General features: G+C 55.5%; 17 protein-coding genes and 3 tRNA genes. 2 read left to right on the forward strand and 18 right to left on the reverse strand.

Annotated features, from left to right (window positions below):
* Window positions 1–8: 8 nt before the first annotated feature.
* Together MKFW12EY_RS16535 and fdhF are read right to left on the reverse strand one after the other, a co-directional pair.
* The gene (locus MKFW12EY_RS16535; RefSeq protein ID WP_064026741.1) at window positions 9–818 is read right to left on the reverse strand and encodes a TOBE domain-containing protein; all 810 of its coding nucleotides are present in this window, start codon (window positions 816–818) and stop codon (window positions 9–11) included.
* A gap of 2 nt (window positions 819–820) precedes the next feature.
* Window positions 821–3,688 (reverse strand): formate dehydrogenase subunit alpha, encoded by a 2,868-nt coding sequence (gene fdhF, locus MKFW12EY_RS16540; RefSeq protein ID WP_221053397.1) that lies wholly within the window; start codon window positions 3,686–3,688, stop codon window positions 821–823.
* Window positions 3,689–4,378: 690 nt separating this feature from the next.
* On the opposite strand from fdhF, the gene MKFW12EY_RS16545 reads away from it, so the two are divergent.
* Entirely contained in the window at window positions 4,379–5,605 is a 1,227-nt protein-coding gene (locus tag MKFW12EY_RS16545) for an IS256 family transposase (RefSeq protein WP_221052987.1), read from the forward strand.
* 97 nt (window positions 5,606–5,702) lie between these two features.
* Here the strand turns inward: MKFW12EY_RS16545 and MKFW12EY_RS16550 are convergent, their stop codons facing one another.
* From MKFW12EY_RS16550 to MKFW12EY_RS16610, 13 genes are all read right to left on the reverse strand, one after another.
* Window positions 5,703–7,697 (reverse strand): ABC transporter ATP-binding protein, encoded by a 1,995-nt coding sequence (locus MKFW12EY_RS16550; protein ID WP_221053398.1) that lies wholly within the window; start codon window positions 7,695–7,697, stop codon window positions 5,703–5,705.
* Window positions 7,694–8,875, reverse strand: coding sequence for an ABC transporter permease (locus tag MKFW12EY_RS16555; RefSeq protein ID WP_054759821.1), 1,182 nt, complete (start codon window positions 8,873–8,875; stop codon window positions 7,694–7,696). The genes MKFW12EY_RS16550 and MKFW12EY_RS16555 overlap by 4 nt, the downstream gene beginning before the upstream one ends.
* Complete coding sequence (locus tag MKFW12EY_RS16560) at window positions 8,868–9,941, reverse strand: ABC transporter permease (RefSeq protein ID WP_054759823.1); 1,074 nt, start codon at window positions 9,939–9,941, stop codon at window positions 8,868–8,870. Before MKFW12EY_RS16560 ends, MKFW12EY_RS16555 begins: the two co-directional genes overlap by 8 nt.
* Window positions 9,942–10,100: 159 nt before the next feature.
* Window positions 10,101–11,948, reverse strand: a complete 1,848-nt coding sequence (locus MKFW12EY_RS16565; protein WP_245006339.1) for a peptide-binding protein — start codon at window positions 11,946–11,948, stop codon at window positions 10,101–10,103.
* A 248-nt stretch (window positions 11,949–12,196) separates the two neighbouring features.
* Window positions 12,197–14,065 (reverse strand): SurA N-terminal domain-containing protein, encoded by a 1,869-nt coding sequence (locus MKFW12EY_RS16570; RefSeq protein WP_221053399.1) that lies wholly within the window; start codon window positions 14,063–14,065, stop codon window positions 12,197–12,199.
* A 98-nt stretch (window positions 14,066–14,163) separates the two neighbouring features.
* Window positions 14,164–14,240 (reverse strand) — tRNA-Asp (locus tag MKFW12EY_RS16575).
* Window positions 14,241–14,246: 6 nt separating this feature from the next.
* Window positions 14,247–14,322, reverse strand: a tRNA-Val gene (locus MKFW12EY_RS16580).
* A 13-nt stretch (window positions 14,323–14,335) separates the two neighbouring features.
* The gene (locus tag MKFW12EY_RS16585; RefSeq protein WP_054759825.1) at window positions 14,336–14,608 is read right to left on the reverse strand and encodes an HU family DNA-binding protein; all 273 of its coding nucleotides are present in this window, start codon (window positions 14,606–14,608) and stop codon (window positions 14,336–14,338) included.
* 206 nt (window positions 14,609–14,814) lie between these two features.
* Window positions 14,815–17,223 (reverse strand): endopeptidase La, encoded by a 2,409-nt coding sequence (lon, locus tag MKFW12EY_RS16590; protein WP_054759827.1) that lies wholly within the window; start codon window positions 17,221–17,223, stop codon window positions 14,815–14,817.
* Window positions 17,224–17,382: 159 nt separating this feature from the next.
* On the reverse strand, window positions 17,383–18,660 hold the full coding sequence (gene clpX / locus MKFW12EY_RS16595; RefSeq protein WP_054759829.1) for an ATP-dependent Clp protease ATP-binding subunit ClpX: 1,278 nt from the start codon (window positions 18,658–18,660) through the stop codon (window positions 17,383–17,385).
* Window positions 18,661–18,764: 104 nt separating this feature from the next.
* Complete coding sequence (gene clpP, locus MKFW12EY_RS16600) at window positions 18,765–19,370, reverse strand: ATP-dependent Clp endopeptidase proteolytic subunit ClpP (protein WP_054759870.1); 606 nt, start codon at window positions 19,368–19,370, stop codon at window positions 18,765–18,767.
* 48 nt (window positions 19,371–19,418) lie between these two features.
* The gene (tig, locus tag MKFW12EY_RS16605; RefSeq protein WP_221053400.1) at window positions 19,419–20,711 is read right to left on the reverse strand and encodes a trigger factor; all 1,293 of its coding nucleotides are present in this window, start codon (window positions 20,709–20,711) and stop codon (window positions 19,419–19,421) included.
* A gap of 107 nt (window positions 20,712–20,818) precedes the next feature.
* Window positions 20,819–20,902 (reverse strand) — tRNA-Leu (locus MKFW12EY_RS16610).
* A gap of 69 nt (window positions 20,903–20,971) precedes the next feature.
* Here MKFW12EY_RS16610 and MKFW12EY_RS16615 point away from each other — a divergent pair.
* Window positions 20,972–21,457: a DUF192 domain-containing protein gene (locus MKFW12EY_RS16615; protein ID WP_082409694.1), complete on the forward strand. Its 486-nt coding sequence runs from the start codon at window positions 20,972–20,974 to the stop codon at window positions 21,455–21,457.
* Here the strand turns inward: MKFW12EY_RS16615 and topA are convergent.
* Genes topA through dprA form a run of 3 tightly spaced genes read right to left on the reverse strand, consistent with a single transcriptional unit; the run spans window position 21,454 to window position 25,308 of the window.
* The gene (gene topA, locus MKFW12EY_RS16620) at window positions 21,454–23,769 is read right to left on the reverse strand and encodes a type I DNA topoisomerase (RefSeq protein ID WP_221053401.1); all 2,316 of its coding nucleotides are present in this window, start codon (window positions 23,767–23,769) and stop codon (window positions 21,454–21,456) included. The genes MKFW12EY_RS16615 and topA overlap by 4 nt on opposite strands.
* Before the next feature lie 16 nt (window positions 23,770–23,785).
* A complete protein-coding gene (locus MKFW12EY_RS16625; RefSeq protein ID WP_054759831.1) occupies window positions 23,786–24,253 on the reverse strand; it encodes a Smg family protein in 468 nt (155 codons plus the stop codon).
* A gap of 8 nt (window positions 24,254–24,261) precedes the next feature.
* Window positions 24,262–25,308, reverse strand: a complete 1,047-nt coding sequence (gene dprA / locus MKFW12EY_RS16630) for a DNA-processing protein DprA (protein WP_054759872.1) — start codon at window positions 25,306–25,308, stop codon at window positions 24,262–24,264.
* Window positions 25,309–25,363 lie beyond the last annotated feature (55 nt).

The raw sequence follows: 25,363 nt of genomic DNA on the forward strand, positions 1-25,363 counted from the left end.
GGGCCTAGTCAGCAAGCCAAGGTTGCCAGCAATACTGCATTGGCTTTGAAGATGGCCCGGCATTGCAAACCGGGTTTCAACCGCATGCGTTCCGCACTCGCCCGGGTCATGACGGCCGACAAGGTTTCTTCGTTGCCTTTCAGATTAACGATAATTTCCGCTTCGACCTGGTCCAGCTCGATTCTGCCGACCGATCCCCACAGTTGGTTTCTGGCCGACAAACGCAACTTTTCCGGTCCGGTCGCCAGCGTAATTTCGGTGTTGTTGATCAATACCGCGACTTCGGCACCAACCGCCAGTTCCAACGCGTGCGCCTCTTGCCGGCTCAAGTTGGCGCAAACGTATTCGCCGCCTTTGAGTTTGACCACGGCTTCCGAGCCGACGATGCCGTGTCTAATTAGCCAGACTACCCCGAACATTTGATTGGCTGCGGTCGTCCTGATCGTCAATGGTTTCAGCAGCCGCAACGCTTCGGTGTCGGATTCGACCGCGCGATTCAATTCCACCAGCAATTGGGCGTGTTTCTGTTCCAGCGATTCGAATAGTTTGAGCAGGATTTGGCCGGAGCCGGTCAACATGGTGCCGCCGCCCTTTTGGCCGCCGGTTTCCGACACCACCAAAGTCTTGGCCGACTTGTTATTGGCGCGTTCGATCAGCGTCCAGGCGCTTTTGTAACTCAGCCCGACCTGCTTGGCGGCGGCGTTGATGGAACCGGTGCGGTCGATGGCGCGCAGCAATTCGAACAAATGCCGGTCCAGGCCGTTGCCCAACCGGATGTCGCCTTGTACGCACCAAGAGCGTCCATCGCGCTGCCACATACTTAAGTGCCGGCCGCGGCATTGGGTTGCTTCAAAAAATTCTCCTGCGCTTCCTTGAATTGCAAATAGCGCTGTTGCCATTCGGACGGCAACTCCACTTTGACCACCTGTACCGCGGTGACCTTGTATTCCGGGCAGTTGGTCGCCCAGTCGGAGTTGTCGGTGGTGATGACGTTGGCGCCGGAAAACGGGTGATGAAAGGTGGTATAGACCACGCCGGGCTGCATTCGGGTCGAGATTTTGGCGTGCAATACCGTTTCGCCGGCCCGGCTTTGAATGCCGACCCAATCGCCGTCGAGGATGCCGCGTTCCTCGGCGTCGTGCGGATGGATTTCCAATATGTCCTCTGGATGCCAGGCGGTGTTCTTGGTGCGCCGGGTTTGGGCACCGACGTTGTATTGCGACAGAATCCGACCGGTGGTCAAAATCAGCGGGAAGCGGCGGGTGATTTTTTCGTCGGTGGCAACGTATTCGGTGGTCATGAAGCGGCCCTTGCCGCGCACGAAACCGTCGATGTGCATGGTCGGCGTGCCTGCCGGCGCATCGTCGTTGCAGGGCCATTGAATGCTGCCCATTTCTTCCAGTTTTTGGTAGCTGACGCCTTTGAACGTCGGCGTCAGCGCGGCGATTTCGTCCATGATTTGCGACGGATGGTCGTAGTGCATCGGGTATCCCATCGCGTTGGCCAACATCATCGTCGCTTCCCAGTCGCCGTAACCGCCCAGCGGCGCCTTGACCTTGCGCACCCTGGAAATCCGGCGTTCGGCATTGGTAAAGGTACCGTCCTTTTCCAGGAACGACGCCCCCGGCAGCAGTACGTGGGCGAATTTGGCGGTCTCATTCAGGAACAAGTCCTGGACGACGATGCATTCCATCGCTCGCAACGCGGCTTCGACGTGCTGGGTGTTCGGGTCGGATTGAGCGATGTCTTCGCCCTGGCAATACAGGCCCTTGAAAGTGCCGTCGAAGGCGGCTTCGAACATGTTCGGAATGCGCAGGCCGGGTTCGCTTTGCAATGCCACGCCCCAGGCTTGTTCGAACGTGGCCCGCACCGCATCGTTGGACACGTGGCGATAGCCCGGCAATTCGTGCGGGAAGGCGCCCATGTCGCAGGAGCCTTGCACGTTGTTCTGGCCGCGCAACGGATTGACGCCGACGCCGGGCCGGCCGATATTGCCGGTTGCCATCGCCAGGTTGGCAATGGCGATCACCATCGTCGAGCCCTGACTGTGTTCGGTCACGCCCAAGCCGTAGTAAATCGCGCCATTGCCGCCGTTTGCAAACAAGCGCGCCGCGCCGCGTACCAGCTCGGCCGGCACGCCGGTAATCGCCGCCATTTCTTCCGGCGAATTGCGCGGGTCCAGAATGAAGCCCTTCCATTTGGCAAATTCGTGGCTGTCGCAACGTTCATTGATAAAAGCTTCGTCGTACAAACCTTCATTAATGATGACGTGGGCCAGCGAATTGGCCATCGCCACGTTGGTGCCGGGGCGCAGTTTGAGATGGAAATCCGCCTTGATATGCGCGGAATTGGCCAGATTGATTTCGCGCGGATCGACCACGATCAGCTTCGCGCCTTGACGGATGCGGCGTTTCAGGCGCGAGCCGAACACCGGGTGGCCGTCGGTCGGGTTGACGCCGATCAGCATCACCACGTCGGCATCCATCACCGAATCGAAGGTTTGGGTGCCGGCCGAGGTGCCGAAAGTCGCGCTCAGGCCGTAACCGGTCGGCGAATGGCACACCCGCGCACAAGTATCGACATTGTTGTTGCCGAAGGCCGCGCGTACCAGTTTCTGCACCAAGTAGTCCTCTTCGTTGGTGCAGCGCGACGACACCAAGCCGCCGATCGCGTTTTTGCCGTATTTGGCCTGGATGGCCTTGAATTTGTCCGCCGCAAACTGTATGGCCTGTTCCCAGCTGGCTTCCTGCCACGGATCGGTGATTTTCTCGCGGATCATCGGCTTGGTCAGCCGGTCCGGATGGTTGGCGTAACCCCAGGCGAAGCGGCCCTTGACGCAGGCGTGGCCATGGTTGGCGTGGCCGTCCTTATTCGGGAACATGTTGACGACCTGGTCGCCCTTGACCTCTGCGACCAGCGAACAACCGACGCCGCAGTAAGCGCAGGTGGTGACGATGTGGTCGTCGGTCTGGCCGTGCTCGATCAGGGTTTTTTCCATCAAAGTCGCGGTCGGGCAGGACAGCACGCAGGCGCCACAGGACACGCATTCCGAATCCAGAAACGGTTGATTCTGTCCCGCCGATACCCGCGATTCGAAACCGCGGCCGTCTATCGTCAAGGCGAAAGTGCCCTGGATTTCTTCGCAGGCGCGTACGCAGCGGTTACACACGATACATTTGGAGGGATCGTACGTGAAATACGGGTTGGATTCGTCTTTGGTCAGCGACAAATGGTTATGACCTTCGTAGCCGTAACGTACTTCGCGCAAGCCGACCCGGCCGGCCATGGTTTGCAGTTCGCAGTGGCCGTTGGCCGGACACGTCAGGCAATCCAGCGGGTGGTCGGAAATATACAGCTCCATCACGCCGCGCCTAATGTTGGCGAGTTGCGGCGTTTGGGTCTTGACCACCATGCCGGCTTCGGCCGGCGTGGTGCAGGATGCCGGATAGCCGCGTCGGCCTTCGACCTGGACCAGACACAGGCGGCAGGAACCGAAGGGCTCCAGGCTCTCGGTCGCGCACAATTTGGGAACTTCGATACCGGCCATCGCGGCGGCGCGCAGCAACGAGGTACCCTGCGGTACGCTGACCTTGATGCGGTCTATTTCCAATTCAACCAAAGTGTTCGAGACTTTTTCAGGGGTTCCTAAATCACTCCCGCATCCGCAGTTACCGCATTTGTGCGCCATTCAATTTTCTCCAAAATCCGATCCGGAGCTGTTTATCTCCGGCTTACAAAAACAGTGACAACGAAGCGCTCCGGTTAACAGAACGAAAGCGGCCGCTGAACTGCGCGCCGGGAACGGGGCGAACCGATATGCACTCACATTATGTATCCACAAGTATGTAACGAAGTACAAGCGCCTTCCATCCCCGGCCACGGCGGCCATGTTTTATTCCAACCACTGGAAAATGGCTCAGATCGCGCAGGCAACGCCCGCTCAACCGCGTTCGACCCTAGCGCATCCAGCAACCCGCCACCGCCAACGACACAGACAGAATCAGATATATATTATTTTTTAAGGACTTGACGGCATTGGAATCGTCAACGGTGCCCCGCCGCAGCATAGCGGATTCGTGCAACCAGCCGGCCTCCGACGCGCGGGGCGTTAACATCGATAAACAATAAATTTCCGCAAAGTGAGCAAACGCCCTGCCGGTTTAAGCTGGTTTATATCCGGCGTTTGGCCCTATAATCCGACAAACGTTATATATAAAAATTCATAACGAAATACACGAGCCATGGAGAAGGACGCTGACTATGCGACACGATCTGTACGAAATATTGATTTCCGCGCCGGCGGCGAGTAAAGAGGGTGTAAGAATTTTTGTGTAAACGGCCATTAGGCAGGAAACTGCCCTTACTTTGAGGAGTAACTATGACCTTACCAAAAGCCATCCCAACCGACCTAATTGATACCTTATTGTCGGGCTATCAAAAACCTGAAGACCTGCTGGGCGAAAATGGCCTGCTAAAACAACTCACCAAGGCCTTGGTCGAGCGAGCCTTAGAAGCCGAAATGACTGAACATTTAGGCCATGCCAAGCATGAGTCAGTCTGCAACGCCACCGGCAACACCCGCAATGGCAAGAGCCGTAAAACCCTCAAAGGCGATTTTGGCGCATTGCCGATTGAGATTCCCCGTGATCGTCATGGTCAGTTCGAGCCGCAAATCATTGGCAAACACCAATCCCGCTGGACGGGCTTTGATGACAAGATCATTTCACTCTATGCCCGAGGTCTGACCGTCAGGGAAATCCAGAGCCATCTGGAAGAACTGTATGGCACTGAAGTTTCACCCACCTTGATCTCCTCGGTGACGGACGCCGTGATTGAGGAAGTCAAAGCCTGGCAATTGCGGCCGCTTGATCCGGTTTACCCCATCGTTTATCTCGATTGTATCCACGTCAAAGTGCGCGATACCGGTGCCGTTCGTGTCAAGGCCGTTTATCTGGCCATAGGGATTAACCTGCAAGGAGAGAAGGAAGTGCTGGGCTTGTGGATCGCCCAAACCGAAGGCGCCAAGTTTTGGTTACAGGTCGTGACAGACCTCAAGAATCGCGGCGTGCAAGACATCTTCATTGCCTGTGTCGACGGTTTGAAAGGCTTCCCGGAAGCGATTGAAACCGTCTATCCACACGCCGCCGTCCAACTGTGTATCGTCCACCTAGTCCGCAACAGCCTGAACTATGTCAGTTGGAAAATGCGTAAACAGATCGCCGGCGATCTCAAACGAATATACCAATCCGCCAGCGTCGTTGAAGCAGAGCAAAGGCTGGCTGAGTTCGAGACGCAGTGGAACGAGGCCTACCCGCCCATTGCTCAAATTTGGCGACGTAATTGGGATAGAATCATTCCCTTCTTCGACTATCCGCCCGAGATACGCCGCATCATTTACACTACGAATGCGATCGAGTCGGTGAACATGAGTTTGCGGAAAATCACCAAGAATCGCGGCTCATTTCCCAGTGATGAAGCCTTGTCGAAATTGTTCTATTTGGCCCTGATGAATATCAGTCAAAAATGGACCATGCCGTTGCATGACTGGAAAGCGGCTTTGAATCGGTTTAGCATTCAGTTTGAAGACAGGATGCCCAATCGATAATTAAATCCCGTTTACACAAAATTCAGGACACCCTCAGCTCCATAAAGTTAACACCTAACAAGCAATTAAAAAATTTACACATCTTCCTATGGGCACCCTAGACCACTAACCTCGGCACCGCCCCCAACAACCTCCGCGTATACTCATGCTCCGGCGCCCCACAAACCTTAGCAGTCAAACCTTCTTCTACGATCTTCCCCTGATACATCACCACCGTCCGGTCGCTCAAATACTCCACCACGCCGATGTTATGGGTAATGAACAACAAGGTCAGATTGCGGCGGCGGCGGATGTCTAACAGCAGTTGCAGGATTTCCGCCTGCACCGACACGTCCAGCGCGCTGGTAATCTCGTCGCAGACGATGAATTCGGGGTTCAAGGCCAGGGCCCGCGCCAGGCCGATGCGTTGGCGCTGGCCGCCGGAAAATTCGTGCGGATAGCGCCACAGCGAATCGCGGCCGAGTTGCATGTCGTCCAGCAGTTGTTCGGCCAGGGCGATGCGCTCGTCGCGGCTGGCGCCGATGCCGTGCACCTGCATCGGTTCGGTCAACGTGGTTTCGACCAGCAGGCGCGGGTTTAACGACGATTGCGGGTCCTGGAAGGCGATCTGCATCTGCCGGCGCAGCGGCCTTAGTTCTTTCGCCGACAAGCCGACCAATTCCCGGCCGTTTATCTTGATACTACCTGCGGTCGGCGGCTCCAATTGCAACACGGCACGGCCCAGCGTGGTTTTGCCACAGCCGGATTCGCCGACCAAGGCGACGATTTCGCCGCGCGGAATGTCCAGGCTGACGTCGTCGACGGCTTTGACGTGATCGACCACCCGACGCAACAAGCCCTTGCGCACCGGGAACCAGACTTTCAGGTTGCGGATTTCGATCAACGCGGCGCTGTCGCCGGAAGTTGTCTGCTTCGCCCCGTCAAATGCGGCGCCCCAATCACTCACCGTATTCTCAGGCAAATGAAACGGCCCAGAAGGTTCGTAGACGGGCGATGATATTTCGCCTGGCTTTGGAGCAGCCGTTCGATCGAAAACCGGCCCAGCGCCCGCTTCCACCGGGTCGGGATTGGATTGCGCTAAATTATTCGCGGCATCCAATGCTGCTTGCAGTTTCAGACCGGCCCTCTCCATAATCGTCGCCCGCTCAGACTCGACGCCACCCGCTTCCACGGCCTGCTTCCCCCTTTGCAAAAGAGGGATCGAGGGGGATTCATTCGATAAATCTCCCCCTTGCCCCTCTTTTTCAACGAGGGGTGATGAAGAGACGCTAGGTTTACATCCAAACTCCGGCTTGGCCAAATTCTCCGGCAGCGAAGCTAGCAATTTTTGCGTGTAGGGATGCTTTGGACTACCCAGCACTTCGCGACAACGGCCGGCTTCGACCAGGCGGCCTGACTGCATCACGCCGACCCAGTGCGCCATTTGCGCGACGACGCCGAAGTCGTGGGTGATGAACAGCATGCTCATGCCGATGTCGTCCTGCAATTGCCGCATCAGTCTTAGAATCTCCGCCTGCACGGTCACGTCCAGCGCGGTGGTCGGTTCGTCGGCAATCAACAGTTTGGGCCGGCAGGCCAAGGCCATCGCAATCATGACCCGCTGGCGCTGACCTCCGGACAGTTGATGCGGATAATCGCGGAAGCGCGAGCCGGGGTTAGGAATCTGCACCTGCGTCAATGCGGCGACGCTACGTTGTTCGGCCTCTTCCTCGCTCATGTTTGGAAAATGCAGTTGCAAGGCTTCGATGATTTGCTCGCCGACCGTCAGCACCGGGTTTAATGACGTCATCGGCTCCTGGAAAATCATCGCGATTTGCGCGCCGCGCACCTGACGAATATCGGCGTCCTGCAGAGCCAACAAATCGCGCCCTTCGAAGATAATTTCGCCGCTCGGATGGCTGGCGATACCGTCCGGCAGCAGCCGGATCACAGACAATGCGCTGATCGATTTGCCGCTGCCGGATTCGCCGACCAGGCAAAAGGTTTCGCCCTGCGGAATGTCGAAGCTGACATCCTCGACCGCCTTGACCGGTTCGGCGCCGGTTTGCAGATAGGTACGCAGGTTTTTGACTTGCAGTAACGGCTGGCTCACGACTCGCCTCCGTTGCGACGCGATAATTTCGGGTCGATGGCGTCCCTAAACGCTTCGCCGATCAGGTTGTAGGCGAACACAGTCATGAATATCGCGCCGCCTGGAAACACCGCCATCCACCAGTTGAAGGTGGATGATTTCACGGCCTGATCCAGCATCGCCCCCCAGGACGGCGCATCGACCACACCCAAGCCGAGAAAGCTCAGGGTCGCTTCAGACAGAATCGCACCGGCCACGCCGAAGCTGACCGCGACCAGCAGGGGTGCGACGCCGTTGGGCAGCATGTGGCGGAATAAGATCGACGGCAGCGGCAAACCGCTGGCAATCGCAGCTTGCACGTAATCCTGCTTGCGCAATTTCAGAAATTCGGTGCGCACGTAGCGGGCATAACCCGACCAGCCGGTGACGCCGATGATGACCATCATCATGTACAGGCTGCGGCCGAAAAAGGCGACGAAGGTCAGCAGTAAAAACAAGGTCGGAATGTCCTCGAAGATTTCCACCAAGCGCATGCCGAGCATGTCAACTACACCGGAGAAATAGCCCATCAGCCCGCCGACGACGATGCCGATGGCCAGCGCGATGCCGGTGGCGATGAAGCCGATGCTGAGCGCGATGCGGCTGGCGTGGATCATTCGGCTCAACACGTCGGCGCCGTTTTCCTCGGTACCCATCCAATGCGTGTGGCCTTCGCTGGCGAACGGCGCTTCCAGACCCTTGCTGCCCAGGTCGCGCAGATAATCGCCGGGCGCGTAGGGAATCGGCGGCATGATTTTCCAATCGACTTGAGTGTACTCGGGGCCGCGAAAGTCGTCGTAAATCACCAAGGCCGGCGGCTGAACGGTCAGGTTGGCAATCAACGCGGCGACGGCGGTGCCGGCCAAAAAAATCGCAAATTTGGCGCCGCCTTGTAACGGCAATCGAGATACCGCCAAGGCGATGAAAAACGCCGCCAATATCCAGGCATCCTCAATCGACAGATAGCGCAATACAGGAAAAGTGATTTCACCATTCTTGCTCATCAGCAATGGCATGGAGTTGGCTAGGAATGGCGCGATTACCGCGAATAACACCAGTACACCGACCCAGGCCAGGCCGAACTTGACCCCGACGCCGTCCAGGGTACGACGCCAGATGCGGGCGGCGAAGGATTGCCGGCTGACAACAGGCTTAGTCATAGCTCACCCTCGGATCGGCCAAGGTGTAACAGAAGTCGGCGATCAGATAGCCAATCAGAGTCAGAAAGCCACTGATCCAAGTTATCGACAACACCAATTCGCGGTCCCTGCCCTTCACCGCCTCGACGGCTAATTGGCCCATGCCGTTGATGCTGAAAATGTTCTCGACGATCAACGAGCCGGCCAGCAAACTGGGCAATAAACCGGCGGACACGGTAATCAACGGCAACAGGCTGTTGCGGAACACATGTTTCCACAGCACGTCATTTTCGGCCAAGCCCTTGGCTCGGGCGGTGCGGGCGTAGTCGGCGTGCAGGTTTTCCAGAATCGAGGTGCGGGTCAGTTTCGCCAACGCCGCGAAACCGCCGTAGGACAGACAAATCACCGGCAACACCAGATGCCAGATGCGGTCGAGCAGAAAGCCGCGCACGAAGCCGCTGTCGTCACAATGCGGCAAAAACGGCATGTCCAACGCCTCGCGAGCGCTGAGACCGGCGGTCGGGAACCATTGGAAGTATTGAACATTAGCGAAGAAACCGAGCAGCAACACGCCGGCCAGCATGGTCGGAATCGACCACAGACCCAGCATCGCCAGACTGGAGCCGACGTCGAAAGCACCGCCGCGCTCGGTCGCCGATTTCATGCCGATCCAGATCGCCAACGCGTAAGTAAACGGAATGGTCACCAAATTGAGCAACAAGGTGACAGGGATGCGCTCGGCCAAAATATCAGCCACCGGCCGGCCGTATTGAAAGCTGGTGCCAAGGTCCATGCCCTTGCGTAGCGAGAATGATTTATGGCCTTGCTCGTCGGTGACGAAACCGACCGGCGACACGTTATTCAGCCAGCGCAGATATTGCAGCGGCGCCGGCTGGTCCAGGCCGTAACGCTTGTTGTAGTAATCCAGCAAGGCCTGCTTTTCCTGCGGCTTCATGTCCATGCCGCCGACCAGAGTCTGGGCACTGATACCACCTGGCGAAGCGGCCATCACGGTGAATACGACGATGGTGATGCCGAGCAGGGTCGGCACCATCAGCAGCAGGCGGCGCAGCAGATAAGTCAGCATAACGAATTCCTTTTGAGTGCCGAGAGAAAAATCAACGTCAACTCGGCAGGGATTGCCGAGTTCCAGACTTCAGGAACATTAAAGGCCAACACCCTCCATGGTCTCTGGTCCCCGGCAGTCCCTGCCGGGGTGACGCAACGCTGAAAGCTTGCCACGACGTTATTGCGTATATTTTTGTTGCGCCAGCGGCACGTAGTTTTCCAGCGGCAGCGAACCCAGATTCAAGCCCAGCTTGGTCATTTGTAGATTGTGGATACGCTTGTCGACGAACAACAGGCTTTTGCGGCGCATCAGAAAGGTGTAAGGCTGGTCTTCGTACAGGATGCGCTCAGCCTGTTGCCACAGCGGCATGCGTTTGCCTTCGTCGACGGTGCGGCGAGCGGCGTCGATCAATTTATCCAGTTCCTGATTCTGATAGCCGATGAAATTATCGCCCTTGCTGATTGCCTGCGAGCTGTGGAAAGCTTGGAACAGATCGGTCTCGATGCTACTCGTCCAGCCCAAGGTGATGGCGTCGAAGTCTTTTTTGTCCAGATTTTCCAGCATCACCGGCCATTCTTGCGGGAACGGCACCAACTTGACGCCGGCCTTGGCGTACAGGTCTTTCAGCAACAGCACCATGCGGCTGGTATCTTCGTTGGCCTGGAAATAGGTCAGTTTGAATTCGAACGGCTGGCCGGCCTTGTCTTCCAGCACGCCGTCCTTGTTGCGGTCTTCATAACCTGCATCTTTCAGTAAAGCCTTGGCCTTATCCAGATTAGCCTGGTAAGGCTGCAACGCGCTGTCGTGCTGCTTGCTGGCATTGCCGAACGGGCTGACCGCCGGCTCGGCATAACCGAGGAACACGTCCTTGATGATGCGACTGGTATCGGTCAGATAGCTCATCGCCTGGCGCACGCGTTTGTCGGCAAAACGGGTCGGCTTGCCGGCGCGCACCTGGTTCCAGCCAATGTAGCTATAACCGACCACCGGCGGCATGTATTCGAAGCTCTGGCTCTTGGCCTGAATCTGGGCGTCGTTTTGCAGTTGTTTATATTCCGATGCCCGCGCCGAGTAGGAGTCGATATCGCCGTTGCGGTAGGTGGTCAAACGGGCGCTGTCGTTCTGAATGATTTTCCACAAAATGCGGTTGTAGGTCGGCTGCACGTCGCCCCAGTAGCGTTCGTTGCGCACCAGCTCGACGTTGCCCTGGTCCGGCGTCCAGCTTTTCGGATCGGCCAATTTATACGGGCCGCTGCCGAGCAACAGGCCCTTGGATTCGTTGAATTTTTGCGGTTCTTTCAAATAAGGTTCGTAGAAATGCTTGGGCATGATGTTCATACCGCCGGCCAACGACAGCGCTTCGAAATACGGTTCTTTATAAGTGAACACCACCCGGTATTTGCCCTCGGCCTTGACCGACTGGATCTTCTGCAAGTAGGCACGTTCGCGCGGCGCCTGAATCGCCTCGGTCATGATGAAATTGAAGCTGAACACCACGTCGTCGGCGGTCAACGGCTGGCCGTCGGAGAAGGTCACGTCGTCGCGCAAATCGAAGCTGATCGTCAAGCCGTCGTCGCTGACCGTCCAGCTTTTGGCAATCAGCCCTTCCCAGGCCAGCGTGTCCGGATTGCGGCTGATCAGGCTTTCCTGCACGTAGCTTTGCACGTTGGAGGCGTAAGCGTCTGTCGAGACCAGCGGGGTGATGGTTTTTAAGTTGGTGCCGAAGGCTTCGACGCTCCAGTCGCCTTGGGCGTAATCCGGCATTTTGCTGGCGACATAGGCACGTTGGAAGGCCGGCGCGATGCTAGCGGGTTGCGCGTTCGGCGTCTGCGCCGCCAACGCGCCGCTGCCGGCCAATGACCGTAATTCGCGCATCGCCTGAGCTTGTTCGGCCAATGCGGCCTGCATTTCGCTGAGCTTCAGCCATTGCCGGTCAATTTGGTACATGGTCAGCACGATCAGCACGAGTGCCAAGCAAACCAAGCTGTAAAGCGTCCAATCCCGAGAAGCGAATGGTTTTTCCATGAGTTGTCTGTCCGAGAGTTTCGATGCGAAAGGACGGGCTATTTACCGGCCTGAGCCGGCGACTTGCGCCGATGCCCGGAACCGTCCTTAAACCGGGTTTACTTTAACCGCAGGCCGGCAATTTGCAAAATGGCTTCGACCACCCAAAGCCAACGATTCGTCGAAATCACTGGCGCAGCCGGGGTTAGGCCGGTTGCAGGCATAAAAAAGGGAGCTCGACGCTCCCTTTCCAAGTCCAGCCAGCCGGATTATTGTTTCTCCGGCCGAATTTCGATATCGGCTTTGGCCTGCAACGCGTTCAGCACCGCTTCGAGTTGCGCCTTGCCGAAAGCCGCAGCGATGTTTTTCGAGATCGCAGCTTGCTTGCTTTTGTCGGCCTCGGACATCACGCCTTCGTTGACTTTGTGAATGGCCAACACCAGCTTGCCGCCGCCGGCATTTTCCAGCACGGCGATACTCGGTTGACCGGCTTGCGGCTTGGCGGTTTTGAAGATTTCCTGCACAACCGGTGCCGGTAGTTGGGTGGAATTCCGGGCCAAACCGTCCAGCTTTTTCGAAGCCAATTTTCTGGCCTCGGCCGCTTGGGCCAGGGTTTTTCCGGACGCCAGGTCCTGTTTGACTTGATCCGCAACGGCAATAGCTTGCTGGCTGGCCTTGTCGCGCTGAATCGCCGCAATCACCTCTTTTTTAACGTCTTTCAATTCCTTGACCGCCGCCGGTTGATGCGACGCTACCCGCAGCACTACCAACTTATCGCCGCCGACTTCTATCGGCTCGCTGTTGCCGCCTTTCAACACGTCTTCCGAGAACGCGGCCGCACGCACTTTTTCTTCAGCGGCAATGCCGACGCCGTTTGCCCGGGTAAATTCGCCGGTTTTCTGTGCCGGGCTACCCAGCAAATCGGCCGCGGCCGCCAGACTGTCCGGATTTTCATAGCTGACTTCGGCTAACTTCTCGGCCAAGGTATTGAATTTGGCTTCGGCTTGGCCCTTTTGGTAAGCCTTGGCGACTTCGGTTTTCACCGCTTCGTAGGGCTTGATTTCGCCGGGAACCAATTCGGTAACTTTGATCAGGTGGTAACCGAAGGCCGACCGGACCGGTTCGGAAACTTCGCCCAGCTTCAGCTTGCTGGCAGCGTCCTCGAAGGCCTTTTCCATCACGCCGACGTTGAACAGGCCCAAATCTCCACCGTTTTTCGCCGTGAGTTTGTCGTCGGACACTTCGGCCGCCAACGCGGCGAAATCCTTGGCTTGCAAATCCTGCTTGGCTTTTACGGCTCTTTGCAGCGCCTGGGCGTCGGCATCCTTATCTTTGCCGAATGCGAACAGGATGTGGCTGATTTTGCGGCGCTCTTGAGTCGTGAATTGCGCTTTCTGATCTTCGTAATAGGCTTTCAACTGATCGTCGTCGGCCGCAATCCCGGATGCCAGTTTATCGACCGACAATTCGACATACTCGACTGAAACTTGTTCGTCGGTACGGTAGTCGTCCTGGTGTTGCTGGTAATAAGCGGCAATTTCGTCTTCACCGGGCTGCTGCGAGACGGGAACCAACGGCACCGTGACGTATTCGATATCGCGGGTTTGGTTTTGGATTTTGAAGAATCCAGCGATTTCGGCCGGCGTCGCGAAACTGCTGTCGACGATCGCCCGCTGGAACTGCTCCATGACCAAGGCTTTTTTGATGCGGCTGACGAACTCGGCGGAAGACATGCCCTGAGAACCCAACAAAGTCTGGTACTGGGTTTTATCGAATTTGCCGTCCTTTTGGAAATACTCCAGCGATTGAATGAAATCGCGGGCGGTGTCGTCGCTGACGATCAGGTTTTCAGCCTGAACGTACTGCAACAATACTTCGTCGCGCACCAATTTTTCCAGCGCCTGCTTTTTCAGCGTTTCTTCATCGAATTTCATGCCCGCCAAGTTTTGGGCATATTGCTGGTAGGCCTGATTGACGTCGCGCTGGAAAAACTCCTTGCCTTCCACCGTGACGACCGGCGCTTCTTTGCCGCCGCCGAGATAATTTTGAATGCCCCATAATCCGAACAGCACGCAAATAAATATCAATATGATCGATGCAAAAACCCCATGCACCTTTTCTCTTATTTCTAAAAGCATAAACGCTTTCCTTAAACAGAATTAAACCCGATCGCTAAAGGCGATAAAAATTACACGCAAAAAAAAACCTCGAACCGTACGGCCCGAGGTTTCTGTTTTGGCGGAGCGGACGGGGCTCGAACCCGCGACCCCCGGCGTGACAGGCCGGTATTCTAACCAACTGAACTACCGCTCCAAAGTCTGGTGGGTGCTGAGGGGTTCGAACCCCCGACCCTCGCCTTGTAAGGGCGATGCTCTCCCAGCTGAGCTAAGCACCCGACTAAAGAGCGGCTAGTTTACAGCATCTTTTAAAGATTTGCCAGCTTTAAATGCAGGAATTTTTGCGGCCTTAATGGTGATCTCTTCACCGGTTTGCGGATTGCGGCCTTTACGTTCCGCTCTTTCTTTAACATCGAAAGTACCGAAACCAACCAAGGCAACGGAATCGCCTTGTTTCAATGCGTCTTCTACAGCTTTGATAAAACCATCTAAAGCCCTGCCAGCATCGGCTTTTGTCAACTGTGACGCACTGGCGATAGCGTCAATAAGTTCCGATTTATTCATTTATTTCCCCTTAGGATGTCGTTGTATTAATTATGCTCGGCAAACAAACGCAAGCTTTGCCCGCCAACCGGTATTTTCCACCAACCCGATTACAGCCTCTCCTCTGCGAGAGGCCGACATTTATATCAACGGGCTGTAATCGGTGTCAAGCGTTGGAAACCTTGGAAACCGTGATTTTTGCGGTTTCCAAGGATTTTAACCGAGCCTTAATGCGCCACGACTCCGGGCTGTTTTACTTCGACTTTTGCGGCCGCAGCATCGGACAGTTCGGCCGGAGAGAGAGGGGTTGGAATCCGCTGTAAGGCCAGTTCCAAGACTTCGTCGATCCAACGGACGCACTTGATCGCCAGATTGCGTTTGATGTTTTCAGGTATTTCGGCCAGATCCTTTTCGTTCTCGGCCGGAATGACCACGGTAGCGATGCCGCCGCGATGAGCCGCCAGCAGTTTTTCCTTCAAACCGCCGATAGGCAGCACTTCGCCGCGCAACGTAATTTCGCCGGTCATGGCCACGTCAGCCCGCACCGGAATCTTGGTCAGGGCCGAGATAATCGCCGTACACATGCCGATACCGGCGCTCGGCCCGTCTTTCGGGGTCGCCCCTTCCGGAACGTGGATGTGGATGTCGCTCTTCTGAAACACTTCGCTGTCTATCCCCAGGATATTGGCCCTACTGCGCGCCACGGTCACTGCGGCTTCGATCGATTCTTTCATGACATCGCCGAGTTTACCGGTGGCCAATTGCTTGCCTTTACCCGGCATCACCGCGGTTTCGATCGTCAACAACTCGCCGCCGACTTCGGTCCAAGCCAACCCGGTCACTTGGCCGATTTGGTCGCTATCCTCGGCCATGCCGTAGCTGAAACGGCGCACCCCAAGATACTTGTCCAGGTTCTTTTCGGTGATCGAGGTGCGCGACTTTTTCGACTTCAACAACAAATCCTTGACCACCTTGCGGCAAATTTTCGAGATTTCCCGTTCCAACCCGCGCACCCCGGCTTCCCGCGTGTAATAACGCACGATATCCTTTACCGCCCCTTCCGAGATATGGATCTCCGACTCGGCCAAACCGTTACTCTTGATTTGCTTCGGAATTAAAAACCGGATCGCGATATTGATTTTTTCGTCTTCGGTATAACCGGCCAAACGAATGATTTCCATCCTGTCCAGTAAAGCCGGCGGGATATTCATCGTGTTGGCGGTAGCGACGAACATCACGTCGGACAGGTCGAAATCGACTTCCAGATAATGGTCGGCGAACGTATGATTCTGTTCCGGGTCCAGCACTTCGAGCAGCGCCGAAGCAGGATCGCCGCGAAAATCGGCGGCCATTTTGTCGATTTCGTCCAACAGGAACATCGGATTGCGGGTTTTGATCTTCGCCAGATTTTGCAGGATCTTGCCCGGCATCGAACCGATATAGGTGCGGCGATGGCCGCGAATCTCCGCCTCGTCCCTAACTCCGCCCAAAGCCATCCGCACGTATTTGCGGTTGGTGGCGCGGGCGATCGACTGGCCTAGCGAAGTTTTGCCAACCCCCGGAGGCCCGACCAAGCACAAAATCGGCCCTTTCAGCGCTTTAACCCGCTGCTGAACCGCGAGATATTCGAGAATACGTTCCTTCACTTTCTCCAAGCCGAAGTGCTCGGCTTCCAACACTTCTTCCGCCACCTTTAAATCGTGGCGAACCTTGGTTTTTTTCTTCCAAGGCACGTTGACCATCCAGTCGATGTAATTACGCACGACCGTCGCTTCGGCCGACATCGGCGACATCATTTTCAGTTTGTTCAATTCGGCGGTCGCTTTGGTTTTAGCTTCGGCAGACATGCCGGCCGCGGCGATTTTCTTCTCCAGCTCTTCGATTTCGTTGCTGGCCTCGTCCATTTCGCCCAGCTCTTTCTGAATCGCCTTCATCTGCTCGTTCAGATAGTACTCGCGCTGGTTTTTTTCCATCTGTTTTTTGACGCGGCCGCGAATTTTCTTTTCCATTTCCAGGATGTCGACTTCGCCTTCCATCAGCGTCATCAGATTTTCCAAACGCTTGGCCACATCGACCATTTCCAGCATGGCCTGCTTTTCCTCGACCTTCAACGCCATATGCGCAGCCATCGTATCGGCCAGACGACTGGGGTCGTCTATGCCGGACAGCGAATTCAATACCTCCGGCGGTATCTTGTTGTTCAGCTTCACGTACTGGTCGAACGAATTGATCGCGGTGCGTTGCAGCACTTCCGCTTCCTGTTCGGAAATGTTCAGTTCGTCGTCCAATTCAACGACACTGGCGGCGCAATAACTGTCGACTTCGCAGTATTGGATTACCGAACAGCGCTGGCTGCCCTCGACCAATACCTTAACGGTGCCGTCCGGCAATTTCAGCAATTGCAGAATATTGGCCAGAGTGCCGACTTTGTACAAATCGTCGAAGCCAGGCTCGTCGACATCGGCCTGTTTTTGGGCGACCAGCAGCACCTGCTTATCCTGCTTGATCGCGGCATCGAGTGCGTCGATAGACATGCCTCGGCCGACAAACAATGGGATCACCATATGCGGGTAAACCACCACGTCCCGCAAAGGCAGGACCGGAATCAGTTCGTCTTGGTTTTTCAAATCGGTCATTTCAATTGCTCCCGGAGCACGTCAATACACACTCAATCCTATATGAGGACGATCCCGGAGAAAACAAGTATCTTAAATTCGGCGCAAAAAAAAGGAGCTTAGCACCGGCAAAGCTCCCTGAATTTCCGTTTCGGCTCAACGAATAGCCGAATGTTACCGCTACGAGGCGTCGGACACGGCCAATTTCGGCTCGGTTTCGTAGACCAAAATCGGTTCGGAGTTGCCCAAAATTACGCTTTCATCGATCACGACTTTCGCAATTTTGTCGTTGGAAGGCAATTCATACATCGTATCCAGCAATACGTTTTCGACGATAGTACGCAAACCGCGGGCGCCGGTTTTGCGCTCCATCGACTTGCGGGCAATCGCCGCCAACGAATCGTCTCTGAATTCCAATTCGGCGCCTTCCATCTCGAATAAATGCTTGTATTGCTTGATCAGAGCATTTTTCGGCTGCGTCAGAATTTGAATCAACGCCGCTTCGTCCAATTCGTCCAAGGTCGCGATAACCGGCAAGCGACCGACGAACTCGGGAATCAGACCGTATTTGATCAAATCCTCGGAGCGCACATCCGCAAAAATCTCACCGACGTTTCTGTTGTCGTCCTTGGTTTTGACTTCGGCAGAAAAACCGATCCCGCCTTTTTCGGTACGGTTCTTGATGACTTTATCCAGACCGGCAAAAGCGCCGCCGACGATAAACAGGATATTCGCGGTATTGACTTGCAGAAAATCCTGTTGCGGATGCTTTCTGCCGCCTTGCGGCGGCACCGAAGCTACCGTGCCTTCGATCAGCTTCAGCAGCGCCTGCTGCACCCCCTCGCCGGACACATCACGGGTAATCGACGGGTTGTCGGCTTTACGGGAGATTTTGTCGATCTCATCGATGTAGACAATGCCGGTTTCGGCTTTCTCGACGTCGTAATCGCACTTTTGCAAAATCTTCAGAATGATGTTTTCTACGTCCTCACCGACATATCCGGCTTCGGTCAAGGTCGTCGCGTCGGCGATCGTGAACGGTACGTCCAGCAATCTGGCCAACGTTTCCGCCAGCAGGGTTTTGCCGGAGCCGGTCGGACCGATCAGCAAAATATTGCTCTTCGCCAGCTCCACATCGCTTTTCTTGCTGTTGCTGCGCAGGCGCTTGTAATGGTTGTAAACGGCCACCGCCAGAATTTTCTTGGCATTTTCCTGACCGATTACATAATTATCCAATTCGGCTTTGATTTCTTTGGGTTTGGGCAACGCACCGCCGGATACCGCCATTTCGTCTTCGAGCAATTCATCCCTGATGATGTCGTTGCAAAGCTCGACACACTCGTCGCAAACATAAACGGATGGCCCGGCAATCAGTTTCCGCACTTCATTTTGGCTTTTACCGCAAAAAGAACAGTAAAGAAGCTTTTCGTCGTCTTTACCTTTCTTGTCTCTACTCATAGACTGACTCCACCGTTTCACTTCGCTTCATCACAGAGATGAAATACTTCAAAAACCAATAGTAAACTCCCCCGCACATCGCGGCAACCGGGGTGCGCCGTTTTTTAAACGCTACGGCTGGTCAATACCTTATCGATCAAGCCGTAATCCACGGCCTGCTCCGCGCTCAGGAAGTTATCCCGGTCGGTATCCTGCTCGATTTTTTGCAAGGACTGGCCGGTATGGTGAGCCAACACCTTGTTCAACCGGTCCCGAATCTGCAGAATTTCCCGAGCATGGATGTCGATATCCGAGGCCTGGCCTTGGAAACCGCCCAGAGGCTGGTGGATCATGACCCGGGAATGCGGCAAGCAATAACGCTTGCCGGCCGCGCCGCCTGCCAACAACAAAGCGCCCATACTGGCGGCTTGGCCGATGCACATGGTGCTGACATCCGGCTTGATAAACTGCATTGTGTCGTAAATGGCCATACCTGCAGTTACCGAGCCGCCCGGCGAGTTGATGTACAGGTGAATATCCTTATCCGGGTTTTCCGACTCCAGAAACAGCAATTGGGCCACGACCAGATTGGCCATGTAATCCTCAACCTTGCCCACCAGAAAAATCACCCGTTCTTTCAGTAAGCGGGAGTATATATCAAACGATCTTTCCCCACGGGCTGTTTGTTCAACCACTATCGGCACTAGACCGCCCGCCGCTTGCGGCGCCATCATTTCGCTAATCACATTTTGGTTAAACACGTTAAGCCCTCATTGTCACTATCGTTCCATTACCTGATCAAAACCGACGGTCACGTCGGCGACTTTAGCCTGGCCTACGATCCATGCCACAGCCTGGTCCTCGAGAACCATTTGTTGCACGTCGTTCAACCGAGACTTGTCCGCATAATACCAGTTCACGACATCTTCGGGGCGTTCGTAGCTCTTCGCCATATCCTCGATGACCGAACGCACTTTATCGGCATCGACTTTCAATTCGTTTTTATGGATCACTTCGCCCAAGATCAAGCCCAATGCCACGCGGCGCTTGGCTTGCTCCTCGAACATATCGCGCGGCAGATTCAGGTCCTCCAGTTTCAAGCGCATGTTTTTGGCCCGTTCCGCGTAAGGTTTCATCAGCGCTTGAATTTCCTGGTCGACCAGCGCATTCGGAATCGAGACCGGAACATGCTCGACCAACGCATCCATTACCGCAGTTTTCAACTTGGTCTTCAGGCCTTGCGCCAGTTCGCGCTCCATGTTGGCGCGAACATCGGCGCGAAACGTTGCCGCGTCGCCGTCTTCTACCCCGTAAGCCTTGATGAAGTCGGCATCGACTTCGGGCAGCACCGGCTCTTCGACCTTGACTAATTCGACTTCGAACTCAGCCGGTTTGCCGGCCAGTTTTTCGCTGTTGTATTTTTCCGGAAAAGTCACGCTAAAGGTTTTGCTTTCACCCGCGCTGAGGCCTTTCAGTTCGTCTTCGAAACCGGGAATCATTTGTTTGCCGCCGATTTCGACCTGATAATTTTCGACCTTGCCGTCGGTGAAGTTTTCGCCTTCGCAAACGCCGGAGAAGTGGATCAGAACTTTGTCGCCTTCTTGAGCGGCGCGCTCGACGCCGTTCCAGGTTTTCTTCTGCTGCCGCAACTTCTCGATCATGTTATCGACATCGCTTTCTTCGACGGTTGCATTCGGCCGCTCGATTTGCAGGCCGCTGACACCATCCAACGCTATTTCCGGATAGACTTCGAATTCAGCAACGTATTCGAAACCTTCGGTTTTTTCGCTGGGATGAATGTGGGGATGGCCAGCCGGGTTCAGTTCCTGCTGTTGCAAAGCTTCGAAATAAGTCGATTGAATCAGGTCGCCGGTTACTTCATTTCTGACCCGGTCGCCGTAAAGCTTTTTCACCATGCTGGCCGGCACTTTGCCGGGACGAAAACCGTCCACTTTGACGGTGCGCGCCAGGGTTTTAAAGCGAGTTTCCATTTTTTCCTGAACTACGGCGTCAGGAATACTGACGGTCATTTTCCGGCTTAATTCTGATGTCTTCTCGACAGAAACTTGCATTGCTTTACCTCAATAACTAAAAAATAGGAATTTATGATTCGGGGGAACGGTAGACGATGTTCAAATCCGGGGAGCTTACAGTCGTATGGCGACGCATGAAGCGGGTATGGTGCGAGCGGAGAGACTCGAACTCTCACGGGGTTACCACTGGAACCTAAATCCAGCGCGTCTACCAATTTCGCCACGCTCGCAAAACAAAAGAACGCGGCATTATAATCAGCCGCCCCTGCAAAAACAACACCGGTTTAACCGCTTCCAGCATGAACAATCGACTGCGCGGCGCAATCGCCGCTTTGATACTAACCGTTGTGCCAACGGCAAACCCGGCATTGGCCGAAGAGCAAAACCCGTTTGCCCACAAACTGGTTTTTGAAAATCAACAACATCCGGTCTACGTGGCTATTGCCAATACCGCCGAACAACGGGAATTGGGGTTGATGTTCCGCCGCGAACTGGGGCCGGACCAAGGCATGCTGTTCGTTTATGCGGACCAACGCCCGCGCAGCATGTGGATGAAGAATACGTTGATCGCCCTGGACGTACTGTTTGTTACCGCAGATGCCAGAATCGCCGCCGTATTGAAAAACCTGCCGCCCTGCAGAAAAGACCCTTGCCGGATCTACGATTCGCAGATCCCGGCGCAGTACATGCTGGAATTACCGGCCGGGTTTAGCGACCGGCACGGAATCGGCGTCGGCCAGAAACTTGGCTTACCCGCCGGCCCGACAACGGCCGACGCGGATTAAGGCCCGTTAACATCCTCGGCATCGCCTTCGTAAGGGGTTGCATATTTGCATTCCTTCTGCGGACAGACTTTTTCGGTGCCGCGGCGCTTGGTGGTTTTCAAGGTTAAAATCGGCCAGTGGCAATCGGGGCATTCTTCCTTGATCGGCGCATCCCATAACGCATAATCGCATTTGGGGTATTCCGAACAGGAATAGAAAATCTTGCCGCTACGCGCCTTGCGCTTCAAAATCGCGCCTTTCTTGCATTGCGGGCATTCGACACCGGTGTCCTGCGGCTTTTCCAGCGGCTCGATGTGCTTGCATTTCGGGTAAGCGCTACAGCCGACGAACTTGCCGTAACGTCCGGTCTTGATCACCAAAGCCGATTCGCACTTCGGGCAAACCCGGCCTTCAACCACTTCCGGTTCGCCGGCCGCCACGGCATTGTCTTCGCCCAGATTACGGGTGTACGAGCAGGTCGGGTAATTGGTACAACCGATGAAGCGGCCGTTCCGGCCCAACCGAATCGACAAGGCGCTGCCGCATTCCGGGCATTTCTCGTCGATACTCTCTTGCGTGACGTCCTTGCGCTGCACGCTCTCTTCTTTCTCGTTGATCAACTGGGTAAACGGCCGCCAGAAGTCGTTCATCAACGGAATCCAATCCTTTTCGCCGCGCGACACGGCATCCAGCTCGTCTTCCAGATTGGCGGTGAAACTGTAGTCGACGTATTTGGTGAAATGCTCGGTCAGAAACTTATTGACGATGCGACCGACGTCGGTCGGGTAGAAACGCTTGTTTTCTATCGTTACGTATTCGCGGTTTTGCAGCGTGGAAATGATGGCGGCATAGGTCGAAGGCCGACCTATACCGTATTCCTCCAACGCTTTGACCAGACTGGCCTCGCTGTAGCGCGGCGGCGGCTCGGTGAAGTGCTGGGTGGCGACGATCTCTTGCAATTTGACCGGCCGCCCTTGTTCCATCGGCGGCAGTATGCTTTCCTGGTCGTCGGCGGCCTCCTTGCTGTCGTCGACCCCCTCCAAATAAACCATCATGAAACCGGGATTGGTCACCGTGGAACCGGTAGCGCGGAACACATTTCGCTCGCTGCCGCAGTTCAAATCCACGGCAACCTGGTTCAAAGTGGCATGAATCATCTGGCAGGCCACGGTACGCTTCCAGATCAGATCGTAGAGCTTGAACTGTTCGACCGTCAGCCGGCCTTTGACCTGATCCGGCAAGCGCTGCACCGAAGTCGGCCGTATTGCCTCGTGCGCCTCTTGCGCGTTCTTGGATTTGGTTTTGAACTGGCGCGGCTCTTTCGGCACATTTTCGGCGCCGTATTTTTCGGCGATCAGACCGCGAATATCGGCAATAGCCTCCTCGGCCAGATTCACCGAGTCGGTACGCATATAGGAAATCAAGCCCACCGTTTCGCCGCCGAGATCGATGCCCTCGTACAATTGCTGAGCGACCATCATCGTGCGCTTGGTGGTAAAACCCAGCTTCCGCGCGGCTTCCTGTTGCAATGTCGAAGTGATAAACGGCGGCGCCGGATGCTTGCTGCGCTGCTTCTTTTCCAGTTTGGCGACAATCAATTCGCCGTCGGCCGCATCCAACAACGTTTGCCGCACCTGATGCGCTTGCGCCTCGTCGGTAAAACTGAATTGGTTGAGTTTCTCGCCGTTGAAATGGGTCAATTTGGCTTTGAACGCTTGCCCTTGGGCGTTGGCCTCGGCGGTATGCGACCAGTATTCCCGGGTCTTGAACGCTTCGATCTCCATCTCGCGTTCAACGATCATCCGCAGCGCGGGACTCTGCACCCGGCCGGCGGACAAACCGCGGCGGATCTTCTTCCACAACAACGGCGACAGATTGAAACCCACCAAATAATCCAAGGCTCGCCGCGCCTGCTGGGCGTTGACCAAGCTGTTGGACAACTCGGTGGGATGGGCGATGGCTTCGGTTACGGCCTTTTTGGTGATTTCGTGAAACACCACCCGCCGTACTTCCTTGTCTTTCAGCAATTTTTTTTCTTTTAGATGCTCGAAGACGTGCCAGGAAATCGCCTCGCCTTCCCGATCCGGGTCGGTCGCCAGGTACAAGGTATCGACGTTTTTGATCGCCTTGCCGATTTCCTGCAGATGGCGCTGATTGCGGTCGATCACTTGATATTTCATGGCGAAGCCGTTGTCGGGATCGACCGCGCCTTCCTTGGGTATCAAATCGCGCACATGGCCGTAGGAGGCAAGCACCTGGAAATCTTTACCCAGGTATTTTTCGATGGTTTTGCATTTTGCAGGCGACTCTACAATGACTAAACTTTTGCTCATACAGTCGGTAAAAGCCTCAGTGTAAAGAATTCGGTATCAGATCGTAGACGATGTCTTCCATTCTGGAAAAAGCGGCACTGTCGCCCGGTTGGCTCAACAACACCATCAACACAATCCACTTGAGCTTATCGATGGTGATATTTTCGTCTTTCAAGGCCATCGCCCGGTCGATGGCGATCTCGCGGTTGCCCGGCGTCAGAATGCCGGCGTGTTCCAAGTACATCAAAAAGTCGCGGCATTCCAAATCGAAAACGGCGACTTCCTGCTGGCTGAAAATTCGGAAAGACGACGAAACTGCCGGAGCGATGCTGTCCATCTCCGCCAGCGACTCCAGCCAATCGAAGGCTTTATTGACATCCGGCTGCTGAAAACCGGCATCCAACAATTCGCTGGCAATGATTGAAGTATCGGGATAGTTATCGCTGTCGCCATCCAGATAGTTTTCAAACAGATATATCAGCACATCAAAAATATCTTCTTTCATTAGAACCTTTATTTGATTCGAAGGTAGCTACCGCCGGCAATACCGGCCACGTAGCCCTGCAGCTCCAACACCAGCAACATCGAAGAAACCTCTTCGACCGACCAGATACCTGCCTGAACCAGCGCATCTACCGTTGTTGGGCTATACGGAATCAAATTCAATAGATTTTGTTGTTCCAGGTCAAGCACAGTCTGCGCCGTTTCCGGTTCGGTTCGCATACTTTGTTGATTATATTGGCCTAATTCTTCAAAAATATCCTCGGCGGTTTCCACCAGTTTCGCGCCTTGCCGGATCAGCGCGTTACAACCGCGCGCCAGCGGATTATGAATCGAACCCGGAATCGCAAACACCTCCCGGTTTTGCTCCAGCGCCAGACGCGCAGTGATCAGCGACCCGCTCTGCTGCGCCGCCTCGACCACCAGCAAGCCGAGACATAGGCCGCTGATAATCCGGTTCCTGAGCGGGAAATGGCTGGCCTTGGCCCCGGTTCCGGGCGGAAACTCGGACACCAGCGCGCCGTGCTCGACGATTTGCATCGCCAGGTCTTTGTGCCGGGCCGGATAAACCCGGTCCAGACCGGTGCCGGCTACGGCGACGGTGCGGCCGTTGGCGTTCAAAGCGCCCTGGTGGCTGGCGGCATCGATACCCAATGCCAAACCGCTGGTAATGACCAAGCCGGCGGCAGCCAGCGCTTCGGCAAATTGCAGTGCGGTGCTGACGCCGACCGGCGACGGATTCCGGCTGCCGACGATCGCCAACTGCGGTTCGGCCAATACGGCCGGATCGCCTTTGACGAACAACACCGGCGGCGGTCGATCGATTTCTTTTAATTGCGGGGGATAGTCCGGGTCCTGCAGCGTGAAGGCATGGTTACCGGGTTGAGCGAGCCAAGCCAAATCGGTTTCGACGGCTTGCCAGTCGGGCGCTTGCAGCACCGAGATTAATTTGTCGCTGAATCCGAGCGCACCGAGGCTGGCGCGGGACGCGGAAAAAATAGCTTCGGGTTCGAAATGCTCCAATAAGCGCTGGATCGTCCGGCCGCCGACTCCCGGCATGCGCTGCAACGCCAACCAGTATTTCAGCTCGGAATCGGGCGCCAGATCCAATGCA

It is taken from the genome of Methylomonas koyamae (assembly GCF_019669905.1).
GTDB lineage: Bacteria > Pseudomonadota > Gammaproteobacteria > Methylococcales > Methylomonadaceae > Methylomonas > Methylomonas koyamae.